Source organism: Rhodococcus sp. ARC_M6 (assembly GCF_022810305.1).
GTDB lineage: Bacteria > Actinomycetota > Actinomycetes > Mycobacteriales > Mycobacteriaceae > Rhodococcus_F.
In genome coordinates, this window is sequence record NZ_JALGQH010000007.1 from 99537 (window position 1) to 119201 (window position 19665).

The 19665-nt window shown below is 61.4% G+C and carries 25 protein-coding genes; 14 read left to right on the forward strand and 11 right to left on the reverse strand.

Going from position 1 to position 19665, the window contains the following annotated elements; translation table 11 throughout:
- Nucleotides 1-149: 149 nt before the first annotated feature.
- The 4 genes from rpsL (at nt 150) to tuf (ending at nt 4626) form a co-directional block, all read left to right on the forward strand.
- Nucleotides 150-524: a 30S ribosomal protein S12 gene (rpsL, locus tag MTX36_RS10950; RefSeq protein WP_094271845.1), complete on the forward strand. Its 375-nt coding sequence runs from the start codon at nt 150-152 to the stop codon at nt 522-524.
- Entirely contained in the window at nt 524-994 is a 471-nt protein-coding gene (gene rpsG / locus MTX36_RS10955) for a 30S ribosomal protein S7 (RefSeq protein ID WP_003941856.1), read from the forward strand. The genes rpsL and rpsG overlap by 1 nt, the downstream gene beginning before the upstream one ends.
- A gap of 205 nt (nt 995-1199) precedes the next feature.
- Nucleotides 1200-3302 (forward strand): elongation factor G, encoded by a 2103-nt coding sequence (gene fusA, locus MTX36_RS10960; RefSeq protein WP_243619770.1) that lies wholly within the window; start codon nt 1200-1202, stop codon nt 3300-3302.
- Between the two features lie 133 nt (nt 3303-3435).
- Nucleotides 3436-4626 carry an elongation factor Tu gene (tuf, locus tag MTX36_RS10965; protein ID WP_243619771.1) on the forward strand — a complete coding sequence of 397 codons (1191 nt, stop codon included), beginning with the start codon at nt 3436-3438 and terminating at the stop codon, nt 4624-4626.
- 117 nt (nt 4627-4743) lie between these two features.
- Here tuf and MTX36_RS10970 read toward each other — a convergent pair whose 3' ends face one another.
- From MTX36_RS10970 to MTX36_RS10990, 5 genes are read right to left on the reverse strand one after another with little or no spacing between them, the layout of a single operon-like run.
- Nucleotides 4744-5307 carry a hypothetical protein gene (locus tag MTX36_RS10970; RefSeq protein WP_243619772.1) on the reverse strand — a complete coding sequence of 188 codons (564 nt, stop codon included), beginning with the start codon at nt 5305-5307 and terminating at the stop codon, nt 4744-4746.
- Entirely contained in the window at nt 5304-6287 is a 984-nt protein-coding gene (locus tag MTX36_RS10975; protein ID WP_243619773.1) for a DUF6286 domain-containing protein, read from the reverse strand. The genes MTX36_RS10970 and MTX36_RS10975 overlap by 4 nt, the downstream gene beginning before the upstream one ends.
- Nucleotides 6274-6453 (reverse strand): DUF2273 domain-containing protein, encoded by a 180-nt coding sequence (locus MTX36_RS10980; RefSeq protein WP_094271850.1) that lies wholly within the window; start codon nt 6451-6453, stop codon nt 6274-6276. The genes MTX36_RS10975 and MTX36_RS10980 overlap by 14 nt, the downstream gene beginning before the upstream one ends.
- Nucleotide 6454: 1 nt before the next feature.
- The gene (locus MTX36_RS10985; RefSeq protein WP_243619774.1) at nt 6455-6799 is read right to left on the reverse strand and encodes an Asp23/Gls24 family envelope stress response protein; all 345 of its coding nucleotides are present in this window, start codon (nt 6797-6799) and stop codon (nt 6455-6457) included.
- Nucleotides 6796-7260 (reverse strand): Asp23/Gls24 family envelope stress response protein, encoded by a 465-nt coding sequence (locus MTX36_RS10990; protein ID WP_243619775.1) that lies wholly within the window; start codon nt 7258-7260, stop codon nt 6796-6798. The genes MTX36_RS10985 and MTX36_RS10990 overlap by 4 nt, the downstream gene beginning before the upstream one ends.
- Nucleotides 7261-7444: 184 nt before the next feature.
- Here MTX36_RS10990 and MTX36_RS10995 point away from each other — a divergent pair, with 184 nt between their 5' ends.
- Both MTX36_RS10995 and MTX36_RS11000 read left to right on the forward strand, forming a co-directional pair.
- Nucleotides 7445-8623: an FAD-dependent oxidoreductase gene (locus tag MTX36_RS10995; protein ID WP_243619776.1), complete on the forward strand. Its 1179-nt coding sequence runs from the start codon at nt 7445-7447 to the stop codon at nt 8621-8623.
- A gap of 42 nt (nt 8624-8665) precedes the next feature.
- Nucleotides 8666-9433 carry a glutamate racemase gene (locus MTX36_RS11000; protein ID WP_243619777.1) on the forward strand — a complete coding sequence of 256 codons (768 nt, stop codon included), beginning with the start codon at nt 8666-8668 and terminating at the stop codon, nt 9431-9433.
- Nucleotides 9434-9445: 12 nt separating this feature from the next.
- On the opposite strand, the gene MTX36_RS11005 is transcribed toward MTX36_RS11000, so the two are convergent.
- Nucleotides 9446-9811 carry an SPW repeat protein gene (locus MTX36_RS11005; protein ID WP_243619778.1) on the reverse strand — a complete coding sequence of 122 codons (366 nt, stop codon included), beginning with the start codon at nt 9809-9811 and terminating at the stop codon, nt 9446-9448.
- 201 nt (nt 9812-10012) lie between these two features.
- Between MTX36_RS11005 and MTX36_RS11010 the strand changes: the two genes are divergently transcribed.
- On the forward strand, nt 10013-10756 hold the full coding sequence (locus MTX36_RS11010; protein WP_243619779.1) for a DNA alkylation repair protein: 744 nt from the start codon (nt 10013-10015) through the stop codon (nt 10754-10756).
- Between the two features lie 35 nt (nt 10757-10791).
- Nucleotides 10792-12057: a glycosyltransferase family 87 protein gene (locus MTX36_RS11015; protein WP_243619780.1), complete on the forward strand. Its 1266-nt coding sequence runs from the start codon at nt 10792-10794 to the stop codon at nt 12055-12057.
- Here the strand turns inward: MTX36_RS11015 and MTX36_RS11020 are convergent.
- The 3 genes from MTX36_RS11020 to MTX36_RS11030 form a co-directional block, all read right to left on the reverse strand.
- Nucleotides 12041-13096, reverse strand: coding sequence for a ferredoxin--NADP reductase (locus tag MTX36_RS11020; protein WP_243619781.1), 1056 nt, complete (start codon nt 13094-13096; stop codon nt 12041-12043). The genes MTX36_RS11015 and MTX36_RS11020 overlap by 17 nt on opposite strands.
- A 348-nt stretch (nt 13097-13444) precedes the next feature.
- A complete protein-coding gene (locus tag MTX36_RS11025; RefSeq protein ID WP_243619782.1) occupies nt 13445-13960 on the reverse strand; it encodes a hypothetical protein in 516 nt (171 codons plus the stop codon).
- Nucleotides 13957-14427 carry a MaoC/PaaZ C-terminal domain-containing protein gene (locus MTX36_RS11030; protein WP_243619783.1) on the reverse strand — a complete coding sequence of 157 codons (471 nt, stop codon included), beginning with the start codon at nt 14425-14427 and terminating at the stop codon, nt 13957-13959. Before MTX36_RS11030 ends, MTX36_RS11025 begins: the two co-directional genes overlap by 4 nt.
- Nucleotides 14428-14514: 87 nt before the next feature.
- Here MTX36_RS11030 and MTX36_RS11035 point away from each other — a divergent pair, with 87 nt between their 5' ends.
- Both MTX36_RS11035 and MTX36_RS11040 read left to right on the forward strand, forming a co-directional pair.
- Nucleotides 14515-14940: a DUF6314 family protein gene (locus MTX36_RS11035; protein WP_243619784.1), complete on the forward strand. Its 426-nt coding sequence runs from the start codon at nt 14515-14517 to the stop codon at nt 14938-14940.
- Between the two features lie 45 nt (nt 14941-14985).
- On the forward strand, nt 14986-15192 hold the full coding sequence (locus tag MTX36_RS11040) for a DUF4287 domain-containing protein (protein ID WP_243619785.1): 207 nt from the start codon (nt 14986-14988) through the stop codon (nt 15190-15192).
- An 11-nt stretch (nt 15193-15203) separates the two neighbouring features.
- On the opposite strand, the gene mftM is transcribed toward MTX36_RS11040, so the two are convergent.
- Together mftM and mftR are read right to left on the reverse strand one after the other, a co-directional pair.
- Nucleotides 15204-16052, reverse strand: a complete 849-nt coding sequence (mftM, locus tag MTX36_RS11045; protein WP_243619786.1) for a mycofactocin oligosaccharide methyltransferase MftM — start codon at nt 16050-16052, stop codon at nt 15204-15206.
- Between the two features lie 12 nt (nt 16053-16064).
- Nucleotides 16065-16664 carry a mycofactocin system transcriptional regulator gene (gene mftR, locus MTX36_RS11050; RefSeq protein ID WP_243619787.1) on the reverse strand — a complete coding sequence of 200 codons (600 nt, stop codon included), beginning with the start codon at nt 16662-16664 and terminating at the stop codon, nt 16065-16067.
- A gap of 103 nt (nt 16665-16767) precedes the next feature.
- Here mftR and mftA point away from each other — a divergent pair, with 103 nt between their 5' ends.
- The 4 genes from mftA to mftD all read left to right on the forward strand — a co-directional run bounded on the left by mftA (nt 16768) and on the right by mftD (nt 19639).
- Nucleotides 16768-16863, forward strand: coding sequence for a mycofactocin precursor MftA (mftA, locus tag MTX36_RS11055; protein ID WP_072782308.1), 96 nt, complete (start codon nt 16768-16770; stop codon nt 16861-16863).
- Nucleotides 16848-17135 carry a mycofactocin biosynthesis chaperone MftB gene (gene mftB / locus MTX36_RS11060; RefSeq protein WP_243619788.1) on the forward strand — a complete coding sequence of 96 codons (288 nt, stop codon included), beginning with the start codon at nt 16848-16850 and terminating at the stop codon, nt 17133-17135. The genes mftA and mftB overlap by 16 nt, the downstream gene beginning before the upstream one ends.
- Before the next feature lie 75 nt (nt 17136-17210).
- On the forward strand, nt 17211-18425 hold the full coding sequence (gene mftC, locus MTX36_RS11065) for a mycofactocin radical SAM maturase (RefSeq protein ID WP_243619789.1): 1215 nt from the start codon (nt 17211-17213) through the stop codon (nt 18423-18425).
- Nucleotides 18426-18463: 38 nt separating this feature from the next.
- Nucleotides 18464-19639 (forward strand): pre-mycofactocin synthase MftD, encoded by a 1176-nt coding sequence (mftD, locus tag MTX36_RS11070; RefSeq protein ID WP_243619790.1) that lies wholly within the window; start codon nt 18464-18466, stop codon nt 19637-19639.
- The last annotated feature ends 26 nt before the right edge of the window (nt 19640-19665 follow it).

The window sequence follows — 19665 nt, forward strand, 5'->3', positions numbered from 1 at the left end:
CGGGTGCGGTGCAAAGCGCTTCGGCGCTGCGCAGCAGAATCAGAGGTGGGGTGAGGAGCAGCAGCTCTCTTGCTCCAACTGCTAGATCCCTAATTTCAGAACAGCCAAGGTTGCTTCGAGCAGTCTGTTCCGACGTAGAAAGCCGGTAAATGCCAACCATCAACCAGCTGGTCCGCAAGGGTCGCCGCGACAAGACCCGCAAGGTCAAGACGGCAGCTCTTAAGGGCAGCCCGCAGCGTCGTGGCGTGTGCACTCGTGTGTACACCACCACTCCCAAGAAGCCGAACTCCGCGCTCCGTAAGGTCGCTCGCGTTCGCCTGACGACTTCGGTCGAGGTCACCGCGTACATCCCCGGTGAAGGTCACAACCTTCAGGAGCACTCCATGGTGCTCGTCCGTGGCGGTCGTGTGAAGGACCTCCCGGGTGTCCGTTACAAGATCATCCGCGGCTCCCTCGACACCCAGGGTGTCAAGGGTCGCAAGCAGGCACGCAGCCGCTACGGCGCCAAGAAGGAGAAGAGCTAATGCCACGTAAGGGCCCCGCTCCGAAGCGCCCCCTCATCAACGACCCGGTTTACGGTTCCCCGTTGGTGACGCAGCTCGTCAACAAGATCCTGCTGGACGGCAAGAAGTCCACCGCAGAGCGCATCGTGTACCAGGCTCTCGAGCAGGCACGCGAGAAGACCGGCACCGATCCGGTCGTCACGCTCAAGCGCGCCCTGGACAACGTCAAGCCCGCACTCGAGGTTCGTAGCCGCCGCGTCGGTGGCGCTACCTACCAGGTGCCGGTCGAGGTTCGCCCCGGTCGTTCCACCACGCTGGCACTCCGCTGGCTCGTCACCTTCTCGCGTGCACGTCGTGAGAAGACCATGGTCGAGCGTCTCGCCAACGAGCTCCTCGATGCCAGCAATGGTCTCGGTGCAGCTGTGAAGCGTCGCGAAGACACTCACAAGATGGCCGAAGCCAACAAGGCATTCGCCCACTACCGCTGGTGATATAAGCGTCGGAGCAACTGCCATCGGGCGGGTGCTCCGACGCTGTCGCCGTTGGCGACCTGATCACCTGTTACGGGTTTTCTCGAATACAGGTGGCCAGGTTCGCCTCGGCAGAGACATAATTGAAAGACCATGGCCCTGACGGTGGAACACACCGGAAACGGCCGACACCCGAAAAACCAAGCAACGAGCGGGGAAGAAACCTGTGGCACAGGAAGTGCTGACTGACCTGAACAAGGTCCGCAACATCGGCATCATGGCGCACATCGATGCCGGCAAAACCACCACCACCGAGCGCATCCTGTTCTACACCGGTGTCAATTACAAGATCGGTGAGACGCACGACGGTGCGTCGACGACGGACTGGATGGAGCAGGAGAAGGAACGCGGCATCACGATCACGTCTGCCGCCGTGACTTGCTTCTGGAACAACAACCAGATCAACATCATCGATACCCCCGGCCACGTCGACTTCACGGTCGAGGTGGAGCGGTCGCTGCGCGTGCTCGACGGCGCAGTTGCTGTGTTCGACGGTAAAGAAGGTGTCGAGCCGCAGTCCGAGCAGGTTTGGCGTCAGGCTGCCAAGTACGACGTCCCGCGTATCTGCTTCGTCAACAAGATGGACAAGATGGGCGCGGATTTCTACTTCACCGTGCAGACCATCATTGACCGTCTCGGCGCGAAGCCGCTCGTTCTCCAGCTGCCCATCGGCGCTGAGGACGACTTCGACGGCGTCGTCGACCTCGTCGAGATGCGTGCCATCACCTGGCGTGGCGTAGTTCCGACCGGTGCACTGCCGACCATCGAAGAGATCCCCGCGGACCTCGTCGAGAAGGCTGCAGAGTACCGCGAGAAGCTGCTCGAAACCGTTGCCGAGTCCGACGAAGCTCTCATGGAGAAGTACTTCGGCGGCGAAGAGCTCACGGTCGAGGAAATCAAGGGCGCCATCCGCAAGATGACGGTCGCTTCCGAGCTCTACCCGGTCATCTGTGGCTCCGCGTTCAAGAACAAGGGCGTTCAGCCCATGCTCGACGCTGTCATCGATTACCTCCCGAATCCGCTGGACATCGGCGAGGTTGTCGGCCACAAGTTGGGCGACGAAGAGGTCGAGGTCACTCGCAAGCCGAGCAAGGAAGAGCCGTTCTCGGCTCTCGCCTTCAAGATTGCGTCGCACCCGTTCTTCGGCAAGCTGACCTTCGTTCGCGTTTACTCCGGTCGTCTCGATCCGGGCCAGCAGGTCCTGAACGCGACCAAGGGTAAGAAGGAGCGCATCGGAAAGCTCTTCCAGATGCACGCCAACAAGGAGAACCCCGTAGACGAGGCCGTCGCCGGCCACATCTACGCGATGATCGGTCTCAAGGACACCACCACCGGTGACACCTTGTGCGACCAGGCCAACCCCATCGTCCTCGAGTCGATGTCGTTCCCGGCGCCGGTCATCCAGGTCTCCATCGAGCCCAAGACCAAGTCCGACCAGGAAAAGCTGGGCATCGCGATCCAGAAGCTCGCCGAAGAGGATCCGACCTTCTCGGTCGAACTCGACGACGAGACCGGTCAGACCGTCATCGGCGGCATGGGCGAGCTCCACCTCGACATCCTCGTCGACCGTATGCGTCGCGAGTTCAAGGTCGAGGCCAACGTGGGCAAGCCGCAGGTCGCCTACCGTGAGACCATCACCAAGAAGGTCGAGAAGCACGACTACACCCACAAGAAGCAGACGGGTGGGTCGGGCCAGTTCGCTAAGGTCATCATCGCCCTGGAGCCTTTCGTGGGCGAAGACGGTGCTACCTACGCGTTCGAGAACAAGGTCTCCGGCGGACGTATCCCGCGCGAGTACATCCCCTCGGTGGATGCAGGCGCACAGGACGCGATGCAGTACGGTGTTCTCGCCGGCTACCCGCTCGTGAACCTGAAGATGTCGCTGCTCGATGGTGCTTACCACGACGTCGACTCCTCGGAAATGGCGTTCAAGGTTGCCGGTTCGCAGGCACTGAAGGAAGCCGCCCGCAAGGCCGGCCCCGTCATTCTCGAGCCCCTCATGGCTGTCGAGGTCACAACGCCCGAGGAGTACATGGGCGACGTGATCGGCGATATTAACTCCCGCCGTGGCCAGATTCAGGCCATGGAGGAACGCAGTGGTGCCCGTGTCGTGAAGGCGCTGGTTCCGCTCTCGGAGATGTTCGGCTACATCGGTGACCTGCGTTCCAGGACTCAGGGCCGTGCGAACTTCTCCATGGTGTTCGATTCCTACGCAGAGGTTCCCGCGAACGTCTCGAAGGAAATCATCGCCAAGGCGACGGGCGAGTAAGTAGTAAGTACTGCGAGCTCCCCAGCCCGCGCCGGTAAGTAACCTCGGTTTCTTCCGGCACGAAGCACGACCAAGTAATAACCAACCGCACTGCTGCATACGGCAAGCAATTATCAGTCCAGGAGGACACAAAGTGGCGAAGGCGAAGTTCGAGCGGACGAAGCCGCACGTGAACATCGGCACCATCGGTCACGTCGACCACGGCAAGACCACGACGACGGCGGCCATCACCAAGGTGCTTGCGGATGCTTTCCCCGACCTGAACGAGGCTTCGGCCTTCGATCAGATCGATAAGGCACCCGAGGAAAAGGCTCGTGGCATCACGATCAACATCTCGCATGTTGAGTACCAGACGGAAAAGCGCCACTACGCGCACGTCGATGCACCGGGTCACGCCGACTACATCAAGAACATGATCACCGGCGCAGCTCAGATGGACGGCGCTATCCTCGTCGTCGCAGCTACCGATGGCCCGATGCCCCAGACGCGCGAGCATGTCCTGCTCGCTCGCCAGGTTGGCGTTCCGTACATCCTCGTCGCCCTGAACAAGGCCGACATGGTTGACGACGAAGAGATCCTCGAGCTCGTCGAGATGGAGGTCCGCGAACTGCTGGCCGCTCAGGAATTCGACGAGGACGCCCCGGTCATCCCGATCTCGGCACTCAAGGCACTCGAGGGCGACCCGAAGTGGACCCAGTCCATCCTCGACCTCATGGCTGCTGTCGACGAGTCCATCCCGACTCCGGTTCGTGAGACCGAGAAGCCCTTCCTCATGCCTGTCGAGGATGTCTTCACGATCACCGGCCGTGGCACCGTTGTCACCGGTCGTATCGAGCGTGGCGTTGTCAACGTGAACGAGGAGGTGGAGATCGTCGGCATCAAGGAGACCTCCACCAAGACCACCGTCACGGGCATCGAAATGTTCCGCAAGCTGCTCGACTCGGGCCAGGCCGGCGACAACGTCGGACTGCTCGTTCGTGGCATCAAGCGCGAAGATGTCGAGCGTGGACAGGTTGTTGTCAAGCCGGGCACCACGACTCCCCACACGGAGTTCGAAGGCCAGGCATACATCCTGTCGAAGGACGAGGGCGGCCGCCACACCCCGTTCTTCAACAACTACCGCCCGCAGTTCTACTTCCGTACCACGGACGTTACGGGCGTCGTGACGCTGCCTGAGGGCACCGAGATGGTCATGCCCGGTGACAACACCGAGATGTCCGTCAAGCTCATCCAGCCTGTCGCCATGGACGAGGGCCTGCGCTTCGCAATTCGCGAAGGCGGCCGTACGGTCGGCGCCGGCAAGGTTGCCAAGATCATCAAGTGAGACTCTTGTCTTGCTAGTTGATTCATAGCTGCAAAGAAAGGCGCTCATTCCCTTCGGGGAGTGAGCGCCTTTCTTGTGTGTCGGAGACCTAGCGGAAGATCAATCCGCACAGCGTCACTACTGCACAGCGTCGACGCGATCGAGGTGGAGAAGAACCTGCACGGCAATGTCCGAACCGTCGAGATTGCGGCGTGCCGAAGCCGCGATGTGCTCGGCGCGGGCGGTGAAGTCCACGACGTCGATGCCAGGATCCGCGGTGACGACGATGGACAGCGTCGGGAGTCCACGGTCGACGGTGGCTCGACTCTTGGTGTTCCGAACGCCGGGTAGTTGTCCGAGTTCGGAGGCAACTCCGGATGCGACGGGCCCGAGATCAACACTGACGTCGGTGCCGGATTCGGCGTGCTGGAGTTCTACGGCGCGGGTGCGGCGTCGCCCAAGATTCAGGGACAGCAGTCCGAGTCCGACAACAACGCAGACGACAAATGTTCCGGTGAGGACCCAATGCCACCAGTCCTCTTCGGGAATTCCGAGGAGTCTGGGCCGGTCCAGACGCGAGACCCACGTACGGATCAATTTCACGCCGGCATCCCAGGCAATGATGTAGCCGCCTGCTGCGAGGAGTGCCACGCCGATGACGAGCACGATTATTCGATCGAGTCCTGCTATGTAGCGGTTCACGATTCGACCTTCGGGGTAGCGACCATTTCTCGGGTGAGCACAGCCCGGGCGAGAACAGTCAGTTGCACCGGCCGTTGCAGGATGTCGAGGTGCGGTTGAACAGCGGCTTCGACGGCGGTGATCAGCGCGTCGTGATCGCCGCCGGCGGTATCGACGTGGATCTTTGCGTGCTTGCGGTCGACGGTGGTGCGGGCGCGTAGAACTCCGGGGACCGAGGCAGCGTGCCCGCTACAGAGGCGGGCGATGTCGGTGGGACGCATCCATACCGTCGATGCTGCCGGGTTGCCCAGTGCTACATGGGTTTTCGCGCGAGGTTTGACGGCGGTGACGACCAGGACGACCCCGGCGACCACGGCAGCGATCGCCGTGGGCAGCAGCCACGGTTCCCAGTGCAGTCGTGATGCCCATTCGACAGAATTCTGGATCCAGGGCGCGGATTCGAAAGTGCCTCGGTTGATGAACCATTCACGGGAGACGACGAAAGCAAGGGCGAGTAGGCCGAAGGCGACAACAACTGCCGATATCGCTGCGGCCGGTGCGGCGGATGGCACACGAGGCGGAATCCACTGTGAAACCTGTTCGGTATCAGCATCTTCGGTGCTTACCGGTGTTGATTCTTCCGGCGGGCAGGTAGCCGCGATCATGACGTTCATGTCCGTCAGTGGGTACCCGGTGAGGGATTCGACGCTGCGGCCGACTTCGTCGCGGACGCGTCCGGTCAGATCTACAACGGAGCACGGCCAGGTGACGGCAATGAAGAGGTTGACGGCTATGGCGTCGGCGCCCATTGCGATATCGGCTCGGGGGAGGTCCCGTCCGGTCAGCCTGGTGAGTCCACCGGTTTGGCGAACTACGCCGGGAACGTTGACCGCTGCTGCTGTCGCGATCTTGGACATCGCGCGGTCCTTGATGACAAGCGAGCCGCGTTCGCCGGGATCCGGTTGTGCCGTACTCGAATTCGAGCGCTCAGCCACGGCCACGGCTTCGGAGGATGGCACCCAGGTCGAGGTGTCCGTCGCGGTGTGCGCCGATGGCCATGCCCGCAGCGCCGAGGAGTACAGCGAAGACGAATCCACTGAATCCGCCCAGAATGCCGGCGAGTGCGAGGAGCAGACCGACCAGCAGTCCGACTGTAGTGCTGTTCACGTCAGTTCCTTTCTTCGAAAATTTCAGCAGAATCACCATCACCATCACCATCACCATCGACGACGACGTCGCCGACAGTGATGGTGATCGGTACGTCGACTACCTGCCCGACCGCCTGTCTGACCTGCTCGGCGACAGTCAGTACGTTGGCGGGGTATTTCACGGAAATGTGTACGGCACAGGATGTTTCGTCCAGTACGACACCGGTGATGCGTTTGCCCGGTAGGTAGGTTCCGACTTCGCCGAACTGGCCACCGTGCAGTTCGGCGACACCGGGAACGGAGAGCGCGGTGTCGGCGACAGTCTGGGCAGCACCATCTGTGGAGGCAGGGCCGGTATCGGTCATTGAACCCTCGGCTTGGCTTCCGGCTCGATGGTCGGGTTCTCGGATTCACCGAAGAGCATGACGTCGAAGACGGTGATGTTGACTTCGGTGACTTCGAGACCGGTCATCCGTTCTACTGCTGCGATGACGTTGCGACGGATACCGAGCGCCAACTCGTGCAGGGCGACTCCGTACTCGGCGACGATCCCGATGTCGATGGCGGCCTGCTTCTCGCCGACCTCGACGGCTACACCCTGGGCGTGGTTGACCCGGGCTCCCGGGATTCGGTCGCGAAGTGCGCCGACGGCCCGGGCGGTACCGCCACCGACGTCGTAGACGCCGTTGATTTCACGGGTGGCGATGCCGGCAATTTTTGCGACGACGGCGTCGGCGATGATCGTCTTGCCTTGAGTGCTGTGGAGATCGGCAGGCCCCTGGGCGCCGAATTGGACGCTGTTCTTTTCACTGGAATCGCTGGTCATACGGGGCTCCCTGTTCGAGTTTCAGTGTGTGCGTCTCGTCTCCTGTCAACTGTAGTGACTTCTGTTATCGACGCGCGGTGCACCACGCCTACGTCCGTATTTGGTATGACAGAGTCTTGAGTATCAAGTGTCGACGCTCATAGTGTGCGTCGGAAGTGACGTAGGACAGACAGGTTGGTGTGTGGTGGCTCGGATTGTGATCGTGGGCGCGGGTTTGTCGGGGCTTCGGACCGCGGAGGAGCTACGCCGCGCAGGTTTTGACGGCGAGATCGTGCTGGCCGGGGGTGAGACTCATCTTCCGTACGACCGGCCGCCGCTGTCCAAGGAAGTGATTCGTGGGGACAAGGACGAGACCACATTGCGTCCGGCAGAGTTCTTCACGGAGAACAAGATCGACTTGAAGTTGGGTTCGCCGGCTCTGTCCGTGAACACGGCAGCGAAGACGGTTGCCTTTGCCGACGGGTCCGAACTCCCGTACGACGAGTTGGTCATCGCGACCGGGCTGACACCTCGTCGGATCAGCGGTCTGCCTGACTTGTCGGGTGTCCACGTACTCCGCTCGATCGAGGAAGCGTTGGCGTTGCGCGCTGATCTTGCGCCGGGCAAGCGTGCGTTGATCGTCGGCGCCGGGTTCATCGGTTGCGAATTGGCGTCGAGCATGAAGTCGCACGGCGTCGAGGTGACACTGCTCGAGCCGCAGCCCACTCCGCTCGCGTCGGTGCTGGGTACAACGGTGGGCGCTCTCGTCGAGCGCCTGCATCGAGCCGAAGGAATTGATGTTCGAGTCGGCGTCGGTCTGAAGACGCTCTCCGGTGACGGAGCCGTCGACACTGCTGTTCTTGCAGACGGTTCCGAGATTGCCGTCGACGTGGTGGCCATCGGGGTGGGTTCGCTGCCGGTGACGGATTGGCTTGTCGATTCGGGTATCGAACTCGACAACGGAGTCCTCTGTGACGCGGTTGGCCGCACGAGCGCCGATCACGTGTGGGCAGTAGGCGACGTGGCGGCTTGGACCATCGGGGAGCGGCGTAAGCGCGTTGAGCACTGGAGCAATGCGGGCGATCAGGCGAAGGTCCTCGCCGGTGCGTTGACCGGGACCGGTGACCCGAATGCGGCCGCGCAGGTTCCGTACTTCTGGAGCGATCAGTACGACGTGAAGATTCAGGCGCTGGGGACGGTGGCCCCTACCGATCAGGTTCACATCATCAAGGATGACGGGAAGAAGTTCGTCGCCTACTACGAGCGCGACGGACTGCTGGCAGCCGTGGTCGGTTGTGGCAGCGCCGGGGCCGTGATGAAGATGCGGATGAAGATCGCCGCGGGTACACCCATCGCCGACGTGTTGGAGTCCACACCGGCGTGAGCTGATGAGGCTCGGTCCGGTTCGGGACGCTAGATTTGTTCGGTGATCGTTGCGCTCATCGACTCGGGACTTGGTCTGCTCCCGACTTCTGCCTGGCTACGACGCCTGCGTCCCGAACTGGATCTCGTGCTTTCCTTGGATCCCGACGGTGCGCCGTGGGGACCCAAGCCGGCGGAGTGGGTGATCGAGCGAGTTCTGGGCACCACGCAGCGAAGCCTGGATCGAGGTGCGCAGGTCATCGTCCTGCCGTGCAATACGGCAAGTGTGACGGCGCTGGACCATGTCCGTGAGCTCGTCGGGCCGGGCATTCCGGTTATCGGTACCGTCCCGGCCATCAAGCCTGCCGCGGCTGCGTGTGATTCGGTGGCGATCTGGGCTACTGCTGCGACGACGGCCAGTCGGTACCAGGCAGATCTGATCGCCCAATTCGCCGACGGCAGCGACGTGGTCGGGGTGGCATGTCACGGCTTGGCCGACGCCATAGACCGTGGTGACCGGGCGGCTGCCTTGGCGGCAATCGCGTCGGCCGCTGCGCGTACGCCGGATGCCGTGCAAGGGGTTGTGCTGGGATGCACTCACTATCCGTTACTGAGGGATGAGATCGTTGCGGCTCTGCCGGCCGGAGTGCAGTTGTTCGACAGCGCGGAGGCCGTCGCGCGGCAGACACTGCGTCGTATCGATGCTCTCGAGATCGAAATTCCTGCAGGCTCAGGCAAGGTCGAGGTGTTGGTGAGCGGCCGGCCGGGCAGCCTTCCGCCCAGCGCCGAAGCTTTCGACGCTGGACGGATTCTGGGCGCGATCAGAGCCTGACTCTCCAGTTTTCTAGTGGGCGGCCACTCCGTGATCGCCGTGGTGCATTCTCGCGCTCATTACTGGCATCGCGCTCGCCGCCACCACGACGGTCAGCACACCAACGATCCAGGCAGTCCAGGATGCGCCTCCGAGGGCGTGGAAGTTCATGACCCAGGGGGAGATGAACATCAGTAGCCCGAAGACACCCATCGCGTAGTCGGCTACGGCCATGTCCGGTCGTGCCATGTGTGCCAGGCCGGCGAGTGCTACGAGTACACCCAGGACGACCAGTGACCACATTGCCTTGTCGGTGGTGACGAGCCACAGGGGTGACAGTGCGGCAAAGACACCGAGTGCGACGGCTACGGCATCCTGCATTCGATTCCACGACTTCATGGCGAAACCTCCTCGAACGAAGATTGTGTCACTCTCGAGTACACGCTTGTCTGAGTCCGAGTTCAACTCTGCGCCAATTGCATTCGGGTTGCAGTTGTCCGTCTGCCGGGCGCTTTTGTATCAAGATTTGTGACCATGTGCGCGAGCGTCGATTAAGCCGTGCAACAGTGGCGCCGCTGTGAATTGTGAGATGGTGTCGGCATGGGTGATCCGGGTGCGCGCGATGTCTGTGACGCGTTGGCTGAACTTGCGAACAGTGATGACGCAGTCCACCTCCAGCGGTTCTTCAAAACCGGGCCGGGGGAGTACGGCGCGGGCGATGTATTTATCGGCGTTCGGGTGCCCAAGACGCGGACTGTCGTGAAGAATTTTGCCGATCTTGAGTTGCCGGAAGTTCGTCTGTTGCTTGGCAGTGAGGTCCATGAGCACCGATTGGCCGGCCTGTTGATTCTCGTGACGCAGTTCGAAAAGGCGAGCAAACCGCGAACCTTCGACGACGCGACCCGACGGAAGATCGCTGACTTCTACCTCGACGCCGTGGAACGTGGCCGGGTGAACAATTGGGACCTGGTGGATTCGTCGGCCGGTCAGATCCTGGGCGGATGGTTGTTCGATCGTGATCGGAGTCCGATATTCGAGCTCTCGGCATCAGGTGACCTGTGGCGTCGCCGCGTGGCACTGCTCAGCACGTACGGATTCATCACGAGAGGCGACGCCACGACGACGCTCGAACTCGCAGAATCAGTTCTCGGCGATCGACGCGATCTGACGCAGAAGGCGATGGGTTGGATGCTGCGTGAGGTAGGCAAACGCGTCGACCGGGATTTGCTGACCGGGTTTCTGGAGCTCAATGCCGCCCAGATGGGTCGCACTGCCTTGAGTTATGCGTGTGAGCATCTGAGCGCAGTCGAGCGAGCTCATTTTCGGACGCTCCGACCTGAGTGAACTTTTGCCGTGACGGACTGTGACACTATCGATCGATGCCCGCTTCTTCTGCTCGATTGACGACTGTCACCACGATCGTGTCGTTGCTTGCGGCAAGTTTCCTGGCCTTGGCGTATCTGGTGTACGTCGTTCGAGCAGTCGAGCCGGTTGATTTTCTCGTCTACCGATACGCCGCAGATTTGTTTGCGAGCGGCGGCGATGTGTACGCGGGAAACCTGTTCGGTCCGATGATCGCACCGGAGGGGATGCCTTTCACCTACACTCCATTTGCGGTGCTGTTGTTATGGCCCACAGTGCTTTTCGGCTGGTGGACGGCGTACCTACTGTGGTCGCTGGTGTGCATTCTGGTGGTGGCGTGGACGGTGTGGCGGTTCACTCCGAAGTCGATCAGGTTGCGGCCGTTGGTGATGGCATTGATTCTGCTCGGTGTATCGGTGACACCGACTGTCAGCGCACATATTTCGTTCGGTCAGGTCAATCTGCTGTTGATGGCGCTGGTGTTGGTAGACATCACCCGACGCGAAAATTCGTGGCTCGGCCGGCACTTTCCGCGTGGCCTTCTGATCGGCATTGCGACCGCCGTCAAGCTGACGCCCGGACTGTTCATCGTCTATTTTCTCGTGACGAAACAATGGCGTCTGGCGATCTGGAGTTCGGTGGGGGCGGCCGCGGTCACCCTTGCTGCTGCGCTGGTTGATCCGACATTGAGCCGAACATTTTGGACTGACGTCGTGTGGAATCTCAGTGATCGGGTGGACCTGACCGGCGAAGCGATCGCCAGTTCGGGTAACGGTTCACTTCAAGGAACTCTGGCGGCAATGGGTTCGTGGACGGACCCATTGGTCATGCCGATCATTGCAATTGTGGGTGTGCTGGCGCTGTGGATCGCGCGGCGAATTTATCTCGAGGGCCGGCTCGTCGACGCAGCCTTGGTGATCGGGTTGAGTGCGCCGATACTGTCCCCGATCAGCTGGATTCACCACTGGGTGTACCTGATTCCGGCGGCGATCACGATCTTGTTCAGGATTCGGTCGCGTCGGGGCGTCGCGGCATTTGTTGCGGCGCTTGCGGTGATCTACTGCGGCCCGAGTATGGGGGCGCAGTTGATGGAAGGTTCGCCGCTACTGTTCCCGATCGGCGTGATCCTCCGGGAGGGGTTCATCGTCGTCAGCGTGGCGGCGATAGTCGTGCTGTTGCGCATGCAACCCGGAACGCGGCCCCGAAACAGTTCGGCCCCCGATTCCGTGGGGAATCAGGGGCCGAACTGTGCCGAAGAATCTTCGGTCAGAACTCGATCTTGAGGGTGTCGGTGACAGGCTTGGCCTGGCATCCGAGGATGTAGCCGTTGGCGATGTCTTCGGCGTCGAGGACGTCGCAGTTGTCCATCGTCACTTCGCCTTGGATGACGGTGCAGGCGCAAGACCCGCATTCGCCTTCCTGGCAGGAGTACGGCACGTCGAGGCCCTTGGCGAGCATGATGTCGACGAGGGTCTGCTTGCGGGGCCACACGAGGGTGTGGGTTTCGCCGTCGAGTTCGACCTCGACAGTGGCAGCATCAGCTGCTTCTTCGTCTGTGACCTCGGCAAGCTCGACGTCCTTGAACGGGTCGCCGGCGAGGGAGTTGAAGACCTCGGCGTGGACCTGGCCGCGGGGCATTCCGGCTTCGGCGAGTGCCTTGTGCACGGCGTCCATGAAGGGGCCGGGGCCGCACATGAATGCTTCGTAGGCGACAAACGGCTTCGCGAGGGTAGCCAGCTGGGAGACAGCGGGCAGGCCCTGTACCGATTCGATCCAGTGGACGATGGTCAGTCGGCCGGCATGCTGCGCTGCGAGTTCACGGAGCTCAGCGCCGAAGATGACGGACTTCTCGTCGCGGTTCGCGTACACGAGGACGACGTTGCCGCTGCCCTGGGTGAGAGCGGACTTGAGGATCGAGATCACGGGCGTGATTCCGCTGCCTGCGCCGAAGAGCAGGAAGTCGTGATCAAGCGACTTGGGGGTGAAGACACCGGACGGAGGCAGGACCTCGATGGTGTCGCCGACCTGGACCTTGTCGCACAGCCAGTTGGAGCCGTAGCCGTCGACGGTTCGCTTGACGGTCACCTTGGGTGCATCGTCTGTGAACGGTGAGCTGGCTAGGGAGTAGCACCGTGCGACCGAACCGGTCTGGTCGCTCGGGATGCGGAGCGTCAGGAACTGTCCGGGCTTGTAGTCGAACTTGCCCTTCAGATCTGCGGGAATCTCGAACACCAGCGACCGGGCGTCTGAAGTCTCTTCGACGACTCCGGACACGGTGAGTACCGCCGATCGCGAGCTGTGCGGTACCTCGACTGTCGTCATCGCGAAGCAAGTCCTCTCGTGAAGCTGGGTAAAGCGCAGGTCAGTGAAGTGCTACATCTAGAACGTGTTCTAGTTCAATGGTAGCAGTGATGAAAAGCTACTGGGGATCCTAGCGGTCAGGCAATACGTTCCCGATCAGCGGGAACCTGGCCGACGTAGAACCGGTGTCCAGGTGGCCCGAAGTGGTGGCCACCTGCCCGAAAAGGTGGTCCGACCGCGGTATCCAGGCGGTAATCGCAGCAAAGTCTATGCGCAGACTGTCGGCCGGTCCACAGTCGGAAGCAGAAGAGATGCCGATCACATTCGGTGTCGATTGCATCCGACTCATGGTTGATGGTCCGGCATTGCTCAACGGCTGAAAACCTCAGAGTTGAAGCGAGGGTCCTCGTGGATGGCTCGGAGTCGGTCACGGTCGGCCGACGCGACAAGGGTTCGATTTTCGTCAATTCCGGTTGCTGTGCACCACGAATGATCTCGCGGCCACCAGAAGTTGGGAGACCGTTCGCGAACAGCAGACGGGCCGGGAGACCGGACCGCCGAGACAACGCAGTATCTCCAGTCATTTGTGTCGTGAACTGCAGCAGCGCCGAGTAAATCTGCATCGAGAAATCCGCCCCATCCGGCCCAGAACAGTCCGGCATACGCGTCGTGGAGGTGCTCGAACAGCGGGTCGAGGAGGCCCTCCGGGAGCGAGCCCATCTCGGGCAATCCGTCAGGTTCGGGTGGGTGCGTTATCTGAACTATGTGTGGGTATCGATCTGCGAGCCAGTTCGCCTGTGGACTGGCGTCGGGATATCGATAGGGAGCGAGCCAGACGGCGGGCTCAGCTTCGCGCTGTACCGCCCACCCGATTCTGGGGGTCACGGAGTCTGTCGGCAGTGAAGATAAGCGTCGGTGACGACCTCGAACATGCGATTGCCGTGCGAGTCGACCAATTGGGCTGTCGTGGTGACCAATCCGCGTGAGCGATTGTCGAGTACGACGTTGTCGACGGTGAGCTCACCCGTCAACGTGTCGCCGGGGCGAAGCGGGCGCAGAAACCGTATGTCGCGCATGCTCTTGCCGGCGATGACATTCCACTGGTCGTAGAGACTTGCGACCACTAGTTTCTGGCAGATCGCCAAGGTGTGAACTCCGCTGCCGATGAGCCCACCGACGACGCCGGATTCGGCTGCGTCCTTGTCGGTGTGAAACCACTGTGGATCCCACTGTGTTGCAAAGTCGAGGATCTCCTCCTCGGAAACCGTGTACGAACCCAGCGCCATAGTTTGACCGATCCGGAGGTCCTCGGCGTAGACGGTTCGATGGTGAGGCGCGGCCGAATCGTTCATGATCTGTCAGTCTCCTGCGGGGTGTGGCGGTGTACTCGCAACATACTCCGGGCACTCGAGGCGACTGTTCGCACTTAGAATTGCAGGATGGTCAATAGCGAGCGCGTCGATCCCAAGGCGCTGGTCGGGGAGTGGAACTTCGATCGAACAATCGACGATCGAGTGGCAGGAGCTACGAAGCGCGTCGTCGGGCAGACCATCATCGAAGAAGCAGTCGACGGCCGATTCCGTTGGTACGAAAGCGGCACGTTGTTCGACGGCGATCTCGAACTGCCGGTGTTTCGGACGCTGTTCATCGAGCAACACGATGGTGATTGGGCCGTGACGTTCGAGGACGGCCGAGAGTTTCACGAGTGGAATCCCGGACAGGATGTCGAGCACCTCTGCGGAGCAGATACTTATCGAGGCCGTATCGACATTGCGTCAGCGTCGGATTCAGGATGGTCCGTCGTCTGGACGGTGTCAGGTCCGAGCAAGGATTACACGATGACAACGCATCTCACTCACCCCTGAGGCATTCCTGTTCGGCGCAGAGTGGGATCGCGGTAGATTCTCGACATGACTGAATCGGTGAAAGGCCCAGCGTCGTATTTCCCGTCGATCGAGAAGAAGTACGGTCGGCCGATCAGTGAGTGGCAGGCCATGATTCGCAGTTCCGAACTGACCAAGCACCTGGAGTTGGTGAACTGGCTGAAGTCGGAACACAGTATGGGGCACGGTCATGCGAATGCGCTTGTTGCGCATACTTTGAAGGAAGACGCGTAAGAGTTTCGCACCTACTGTGCGTCGAGTACCAGCCAGCCGCCGTGGTGCTCGAATACCTCGAACGGAACGCCGGTCTTCTCGCCCACCGATCTCAGTGATTCGAGATCAAAGGTTCGAATGTGACCGTGGCAGGCAGTGGCCTCGTCCTCGAACGGCACAGCGATCACGACGCGTTGCCGGGCGATTCGCAACGCCTGTGCGATCACCTTTTCACCCACCTCGTTGTCCACATGTTCGAGAAGGTGGATTGCAGTGACGGTATCGACGCTCTTGTCCGGGGCCGGCACCTCGCCGGCGTCGCAGATCAGGGTCGTGATGTCGATGCCGAGTTCGGGGGCTACTGCGTCGAGCAGAACCATGGTTCCGGGGTGAATGTCGGTGGCAGTCACGTTCATTCCGGCTTTCGCGAGCCGCAACGGGAAGAAGCCGAAGCAAGATCCGAGATCGAGAACGCTGCCCCGGACCAATTCCTGCGCCTTCTCGTGGATCGGTGCAAAATCGGCACTGCCGTCGAGTAGTTCGTTCAGCGAGTTCCGATAGTAGGTGGTCCACGATTCGAGGGCGCCGTCGACGGTGGAGCGAACCAGACCCACCATGGTGAGCTCGAATTCGTCCTGTCCGAAGTCTGCGTCCTCGATCGACGCGGTGACACCGGCAACGAGGCGCTCGCTCAGATCGGCGGCGGTCAGTGAATGTCGCACCAGCAGTCCGTCGTCGTTGCGGCTGAGCTCCAGCGGGCCCGACTTCACGCGTTCGACGGTGACAGAGTCGACGCGCTCGACAGTGACATGCCCGAACGACCATCGGCCCGGCGCCGAGGGGGCAAGTGAATCCATGACTGCGGGGGTCGAGGTAGCCATCAGTGTCTTTCGTTAGATGCTGATACCGGTGCGCAAGGCCTGCGTTCCGGTTCGCAGAAGTTCGGGTAGTTCCAGAGCGTCGTCGGTGAGCCACTGTTCGTACGCGGCCATCGCGACACCGAGCAGAAGGTAACCCACGGTACGTGGACCGTGATCGGTCGGTTCGAGATTCATTCTCCGAGCTGCATACTCGGCGACCACCTGCCGCCAACCTTCGTACATCACCGCCGAGTATGCCTGAAGGGTGGGCACAGTAAGGATGAGTTCCATCCGTTTACGGTGCACAGCAGTCTCTTCGGGCGGGAAAGTGTTGAAGGTCAACAGTGCGGATTCGAGTGCGTCGACCAGTGGCAGTTCTTCGGGGAGCGAATCGAGGTGTGCACGCATCTCGTCGAGGTGGGCGTCGAAGTCGCCCCAGGGGACGGCGTTCTTGGAGGGAAAGTAACGGAAGAACGTCCGTCGGGCGATGCCGGCGGCGTCGGCGATCTGGTCGACGCTGACGTCGTTGAAGCCGAGCGTGGAGAAGAGCTTGATGCCGACCGTGCTGATTCCGTCCCTGGTCGTGGAGGGTTTACGACCGATCCGAGCGGACGGGGTTTTCCGGCTAGCCATTCTTTTTTCGCTCCATGTCTGTCATTGTGCACTCGATGCCATTACAGTGGTGAACCGAGTCACAGTGAAATCCCACTCGTGACCACAGATTCAGGAGGAATCCATGTCCGATCGTGACAATAAGGCACTCGACAACGACCTGATCGAAGAATCGCTCGTTGAAGAGGTCTCCATCGACGGCATGTGCGGCGTGTACTGACCGTGCCTGCTCTTGATCTCGATGCGGGGTGGAAACTCCACCCGCAGGTAGCGCTTCGCCCCGAACCTTTCGGGGCGTTGCTCTACCACTTCGGAACACGCAAGCTCTCGTTCCTGAAAAACACGACCATCGTTGCTGTGGTCAAGGCGTTGCCAGACCATCCTGATGTCCGATCCGCACTGCGTGCGCAGGGCATCGCGGATGACGCGGCTCCCCAATATGCCCGTGCGCTGAGCACTCTCGCGGACTCGCACATGATTGTGCCTGCCTGAGTCAGACGCTCGCTCCACCGTGCGGAACAGCCCTTCTGCACGTTCGCCCGCTTCATACTTCGCGAGGACACAGCCATGACCTCAGTTCTTGAACATCCCTCCACGCCGGCACCGGTGGGTCGCCTTGTCGATCAGTTCGAACTCGGACTCGACGCACCCATCTGCCTGACGTGGGAACTTACCTACGCCTGCAACCTTTCGTGCGTGCACTGCCTCTCGTCTTCGGGTCGTCGTGACCCCAACGAGCTCAGCACCGAACAGTGCAAGGCCATCATCGACGAGCTGCAGCGCATGCAGGTCTTCTACGTCAACATCGGCGGCGGCGAGCCCACCGTGCGCTCCGACTTCTGGGAACTCGTCGACTACGCGACGGCCCATCAGGTGGGAGTCAAGTTCTCCACCAACGGCGTCAAGATCGACAAGAAGGTCGCCGAGCGTCTTGCGGCCAGCGACTACGTCGACGTGCAGATTTCCATCGACGGCGCGACCGCCGAGGTCAATGATGCTGTGCGCGGACCGGGTTCGTTTGCCATGGCAGTGCGCGCGCTGGAAAACCTGAAGGAAGCCGGCTTCAAAGACGCCAAGATTTCGGTTGTCGTCACCCGTCACAACGTCAGTCAGCTCGACGAATTCAAGGCACTCGCGGACATGTACGACGCGACCCTGCGCATCACCCGTCTGCGTCCCTCGGGCCGTGGCGCGGACGTGTGGGACGATCTGCACCCCCGTCCGGAGCAGCAGCGTGAGCTCTACAACTGGCTGGTTGCCAACGGTGAAGGCGTCCTGACCGGTGACTCCTTCTTCCACCTCTCCGCTTTCGGAGATGCACTGCCCGGCCTGAACCTGTGCGGTGCCGGTCGCGTTGTCTGCTTGATCGACCCGGTCGGCGACGTCTACGCCTGCCCGTTCGCGATTCACGAGCAGTTCCTTGCCGGAAACATCGTGAAAGACGGTGGCTTCCAGCATGTGTGGCAGCATTCGGATCTGTTCCAGGAACTGCGTTCACCGCAGACCGGTGGCGCATGCGCAAAGTGCGACCACTACGACTCCTGCCGCGGCGGCTGCATGGCAGCCAAGTTCTTCACCGGACTGCCGATGGACGGCCCCGATCCCGAGTGCGTCATCGGTAACGGCGAGATGGCCCTTGCGGGCGCCGGTGAGGTTCCCAAGTCCAGCGTCGACCACTCGCGGTCCGGGCAGCGCAAGACTCCGCGCGCATCCGTTCCCCTGACGCTGATGATGCGTCCCCCTTCCAAGATCTGTGACGAAAACCCGCTTGCGGGAATGTAAGTAGCTCTTCGCTACTTGCGCTACGAGAGGTTTGTTTGATGGCTAAGAACGCTTTCTTCGAGACCGTCGCTGAAGCTCAGCGACGCGCCCAGAAGAGGTTGCCCAAGTCCGTGTATGCGGCGCTGGTGGCCGGGTCCGAAAAGGGTCTGACCGTTGACGACAACATCGCGGCCTACAGTGAATTGGGTTTCTCACCGCACGCGGCGGGTTTGCCGAACGAGCGCGACATGTCCACAACCATTATGGGGCAGGATATTTCACTCCCCGTGATGATTTCGCCGACGGGTGTGCAGGCTGTGCATCCCGACGGTGAGGTCGCTGTTGCGCGGGCTGCTGCGGCACGAGGAACAGCCATCGGACTGAGCTCCTTTGCCAGCAAGTCCATCGAAGAGGTCGCCGCGGCCAACCCGCAGGTGTTCTTCCAGATGTACTGGGTCGGTAGCCGCGACGTGCTCCTGCAGCGCATGGAGCGCGCACGTGCTGCCGGCGCCAAGGGCCTGATCATCACTACCGACTGGTCCTTCGCGTACGGTCGCGACTGGGGCAGCCCGTCCATCCCCGAAAAGATGGACCTCAAGGCGATGTTCCAGTTCGCACCCGAGGGCATCATGCGCCCGAAGTGGTTGTTCGAGTTCGCAAAGACCGGCAAGATCCCGGACCTGACGACACCGAACCTTGCCGCACCGGGCCAGCCGGCACCGACGTTCTTCGGCGCGTACGGCGAATGGATGCAGACCCCGCTCCCGACCTGGGAAGACATCGCGTGGCTGCGCGAGCAGTGGGGTGGCCCGTTCATGCTCAAGGGCATCATGCGTATCGACGACGCGAAGCGTGCCGTCGACGCCGGAGTTTCCGCGATCTCCGTCTCTAACCACGGCGGTAACAACCTCGACGGCACCCCGGCACCGATCCGCGTGCTCCCGGGTATCGCTGCAGCGGTCGGCGATCAGGTGGAAGTTGTTCTCGACGGCGGTATTCGACGCGGCGGCGACGTCGTGAAGGCACTTGCTCTCGGCGCCAAGGCAGTCATGCTGGGGCGCGCGTACCTGTGGGGCCTTTCGGCAAACGGCCAGGCCGGTGTCGAGAATGTTCTCGACCTCATGCGTATGGGTATCGACTCGGGCCTGATGGGCCTCGGACATGCCTCCATCAGCGAGCTCAGTCCCGCTGACTTGGTGATCCCGGAAGGTTTCACCCGCACGCTGGGCGCTTGACCCTCGCCTGGTGATCGAACTGTGAA

Bases quoted from the DNA above. Each gene is read 5' to 3' on its own strand.
- MTX36_RS11035 (WP_243619784.1), top strand. From the start codon at position 14,515: ATGGTCAATAGCGAGCGCGTCGATCCCAAGGCGCTGGTCGGGGAGTGG.
- mftA (WP_072782308.1), top strand. From the start codon at position 16,768: ATGTCCGATCGTGACAATAAGGCACTCGACAACGACCTGATCGAAGAA.
- MTX36_RS11010 (WP_243619779.1), top strand. From the start codon at position 10,013: ATGGGTGATCCGGGTGCGCGCGATGTCTGTGACGCGTTGGCTGAACTT.
- mftC (WP_243619789.1), top strand. From the start codon at position 17,211: ATGACCTCAGTTCTTGAACATCCCTCCACGCCGGCACCGGTGGGTCGC.
- MTX36_RS11005 (WP_243619778.1), bottom strand. From the start codon at position 9,811: ATGAAGTCGTGGAATCGAATGCAGGATGCCGTAGCCGTCGCACTCGGT.
- MTX36_RS10990 (WP_243619775.1), bottom strand. From the start codon at position 7,260: ATGACCAGCGATTCCAGTGAAAAGAACAGCGTCCAATTCGGCGCCCAG.
- mftM (WP_243619786.1), bottom strand. From the start codon at position 16,052: ATGGCTACCTCGACCCCCGCAGTCATGGATTCACTTGCCCCCTCGGCG.
- mftR (WP_243619787.1), bottom strand. From the start codon at position 16,664: ATGGCTAGCCGGAAAACCCCGTCCGCTCGGATCGGTCGTAAACCCTCC.
- MTX36_RS11030 (WP_243619783.1), bottom strand. From the start codon at position 14,427: ATGAACGATTCGGCCGCGCCTCACCATCGAACCGTCTACGCCGAGGAC.
- MTX36_RS11020 (WP_243619781.1), bottom strand. From the start codon at position 13,096: ATGACGACAGTCGAGGTACCGCACAGCTCGCGATCGGCGGTACTCACC.
- mftD (WP_243619790.1), top strand. From the start codon at position 18,464: ATGGCTAAGAACGCTTTCTTCGAGACCGTCGCTGAAGCTCAGCGACGC.
- rpsL (WP_094271845.1), top strand. From the start codon at position 150: ATGCCAACCATCAACCAGCTGGTCCGCAAGGGTCGCCGCGACAAGACC.
- MTX36_RS11015 (WP_243619780.1), top strand. From the start codon at position 10,792: ATGCCCGCTTCTTCTGCTCGATTGACGACTGTCACCACGATCGTGTCG.
- MTX36_RS11040 (WP_243619785.1), top strand. From the start codon at position 14,986: ATGACTGAATCGGTGAAAGGCCCAGCGTCGTATTTCCCGTCGATCGAG.
- rpsG (WP_003941856.1), top strand. From the start codon at position 524: ATGCCACGTAAGGGCCCCGCTCCGAAGCGCCCCCTCATCAACGACCCG.
- MTX36_RS10985 (WP_243619774.1), bottom strand. From the start codon at position 6,799: ATGACCGATACCGGCCCTGCCTCCACAGATGGTGCTGCCCAGACTGTC.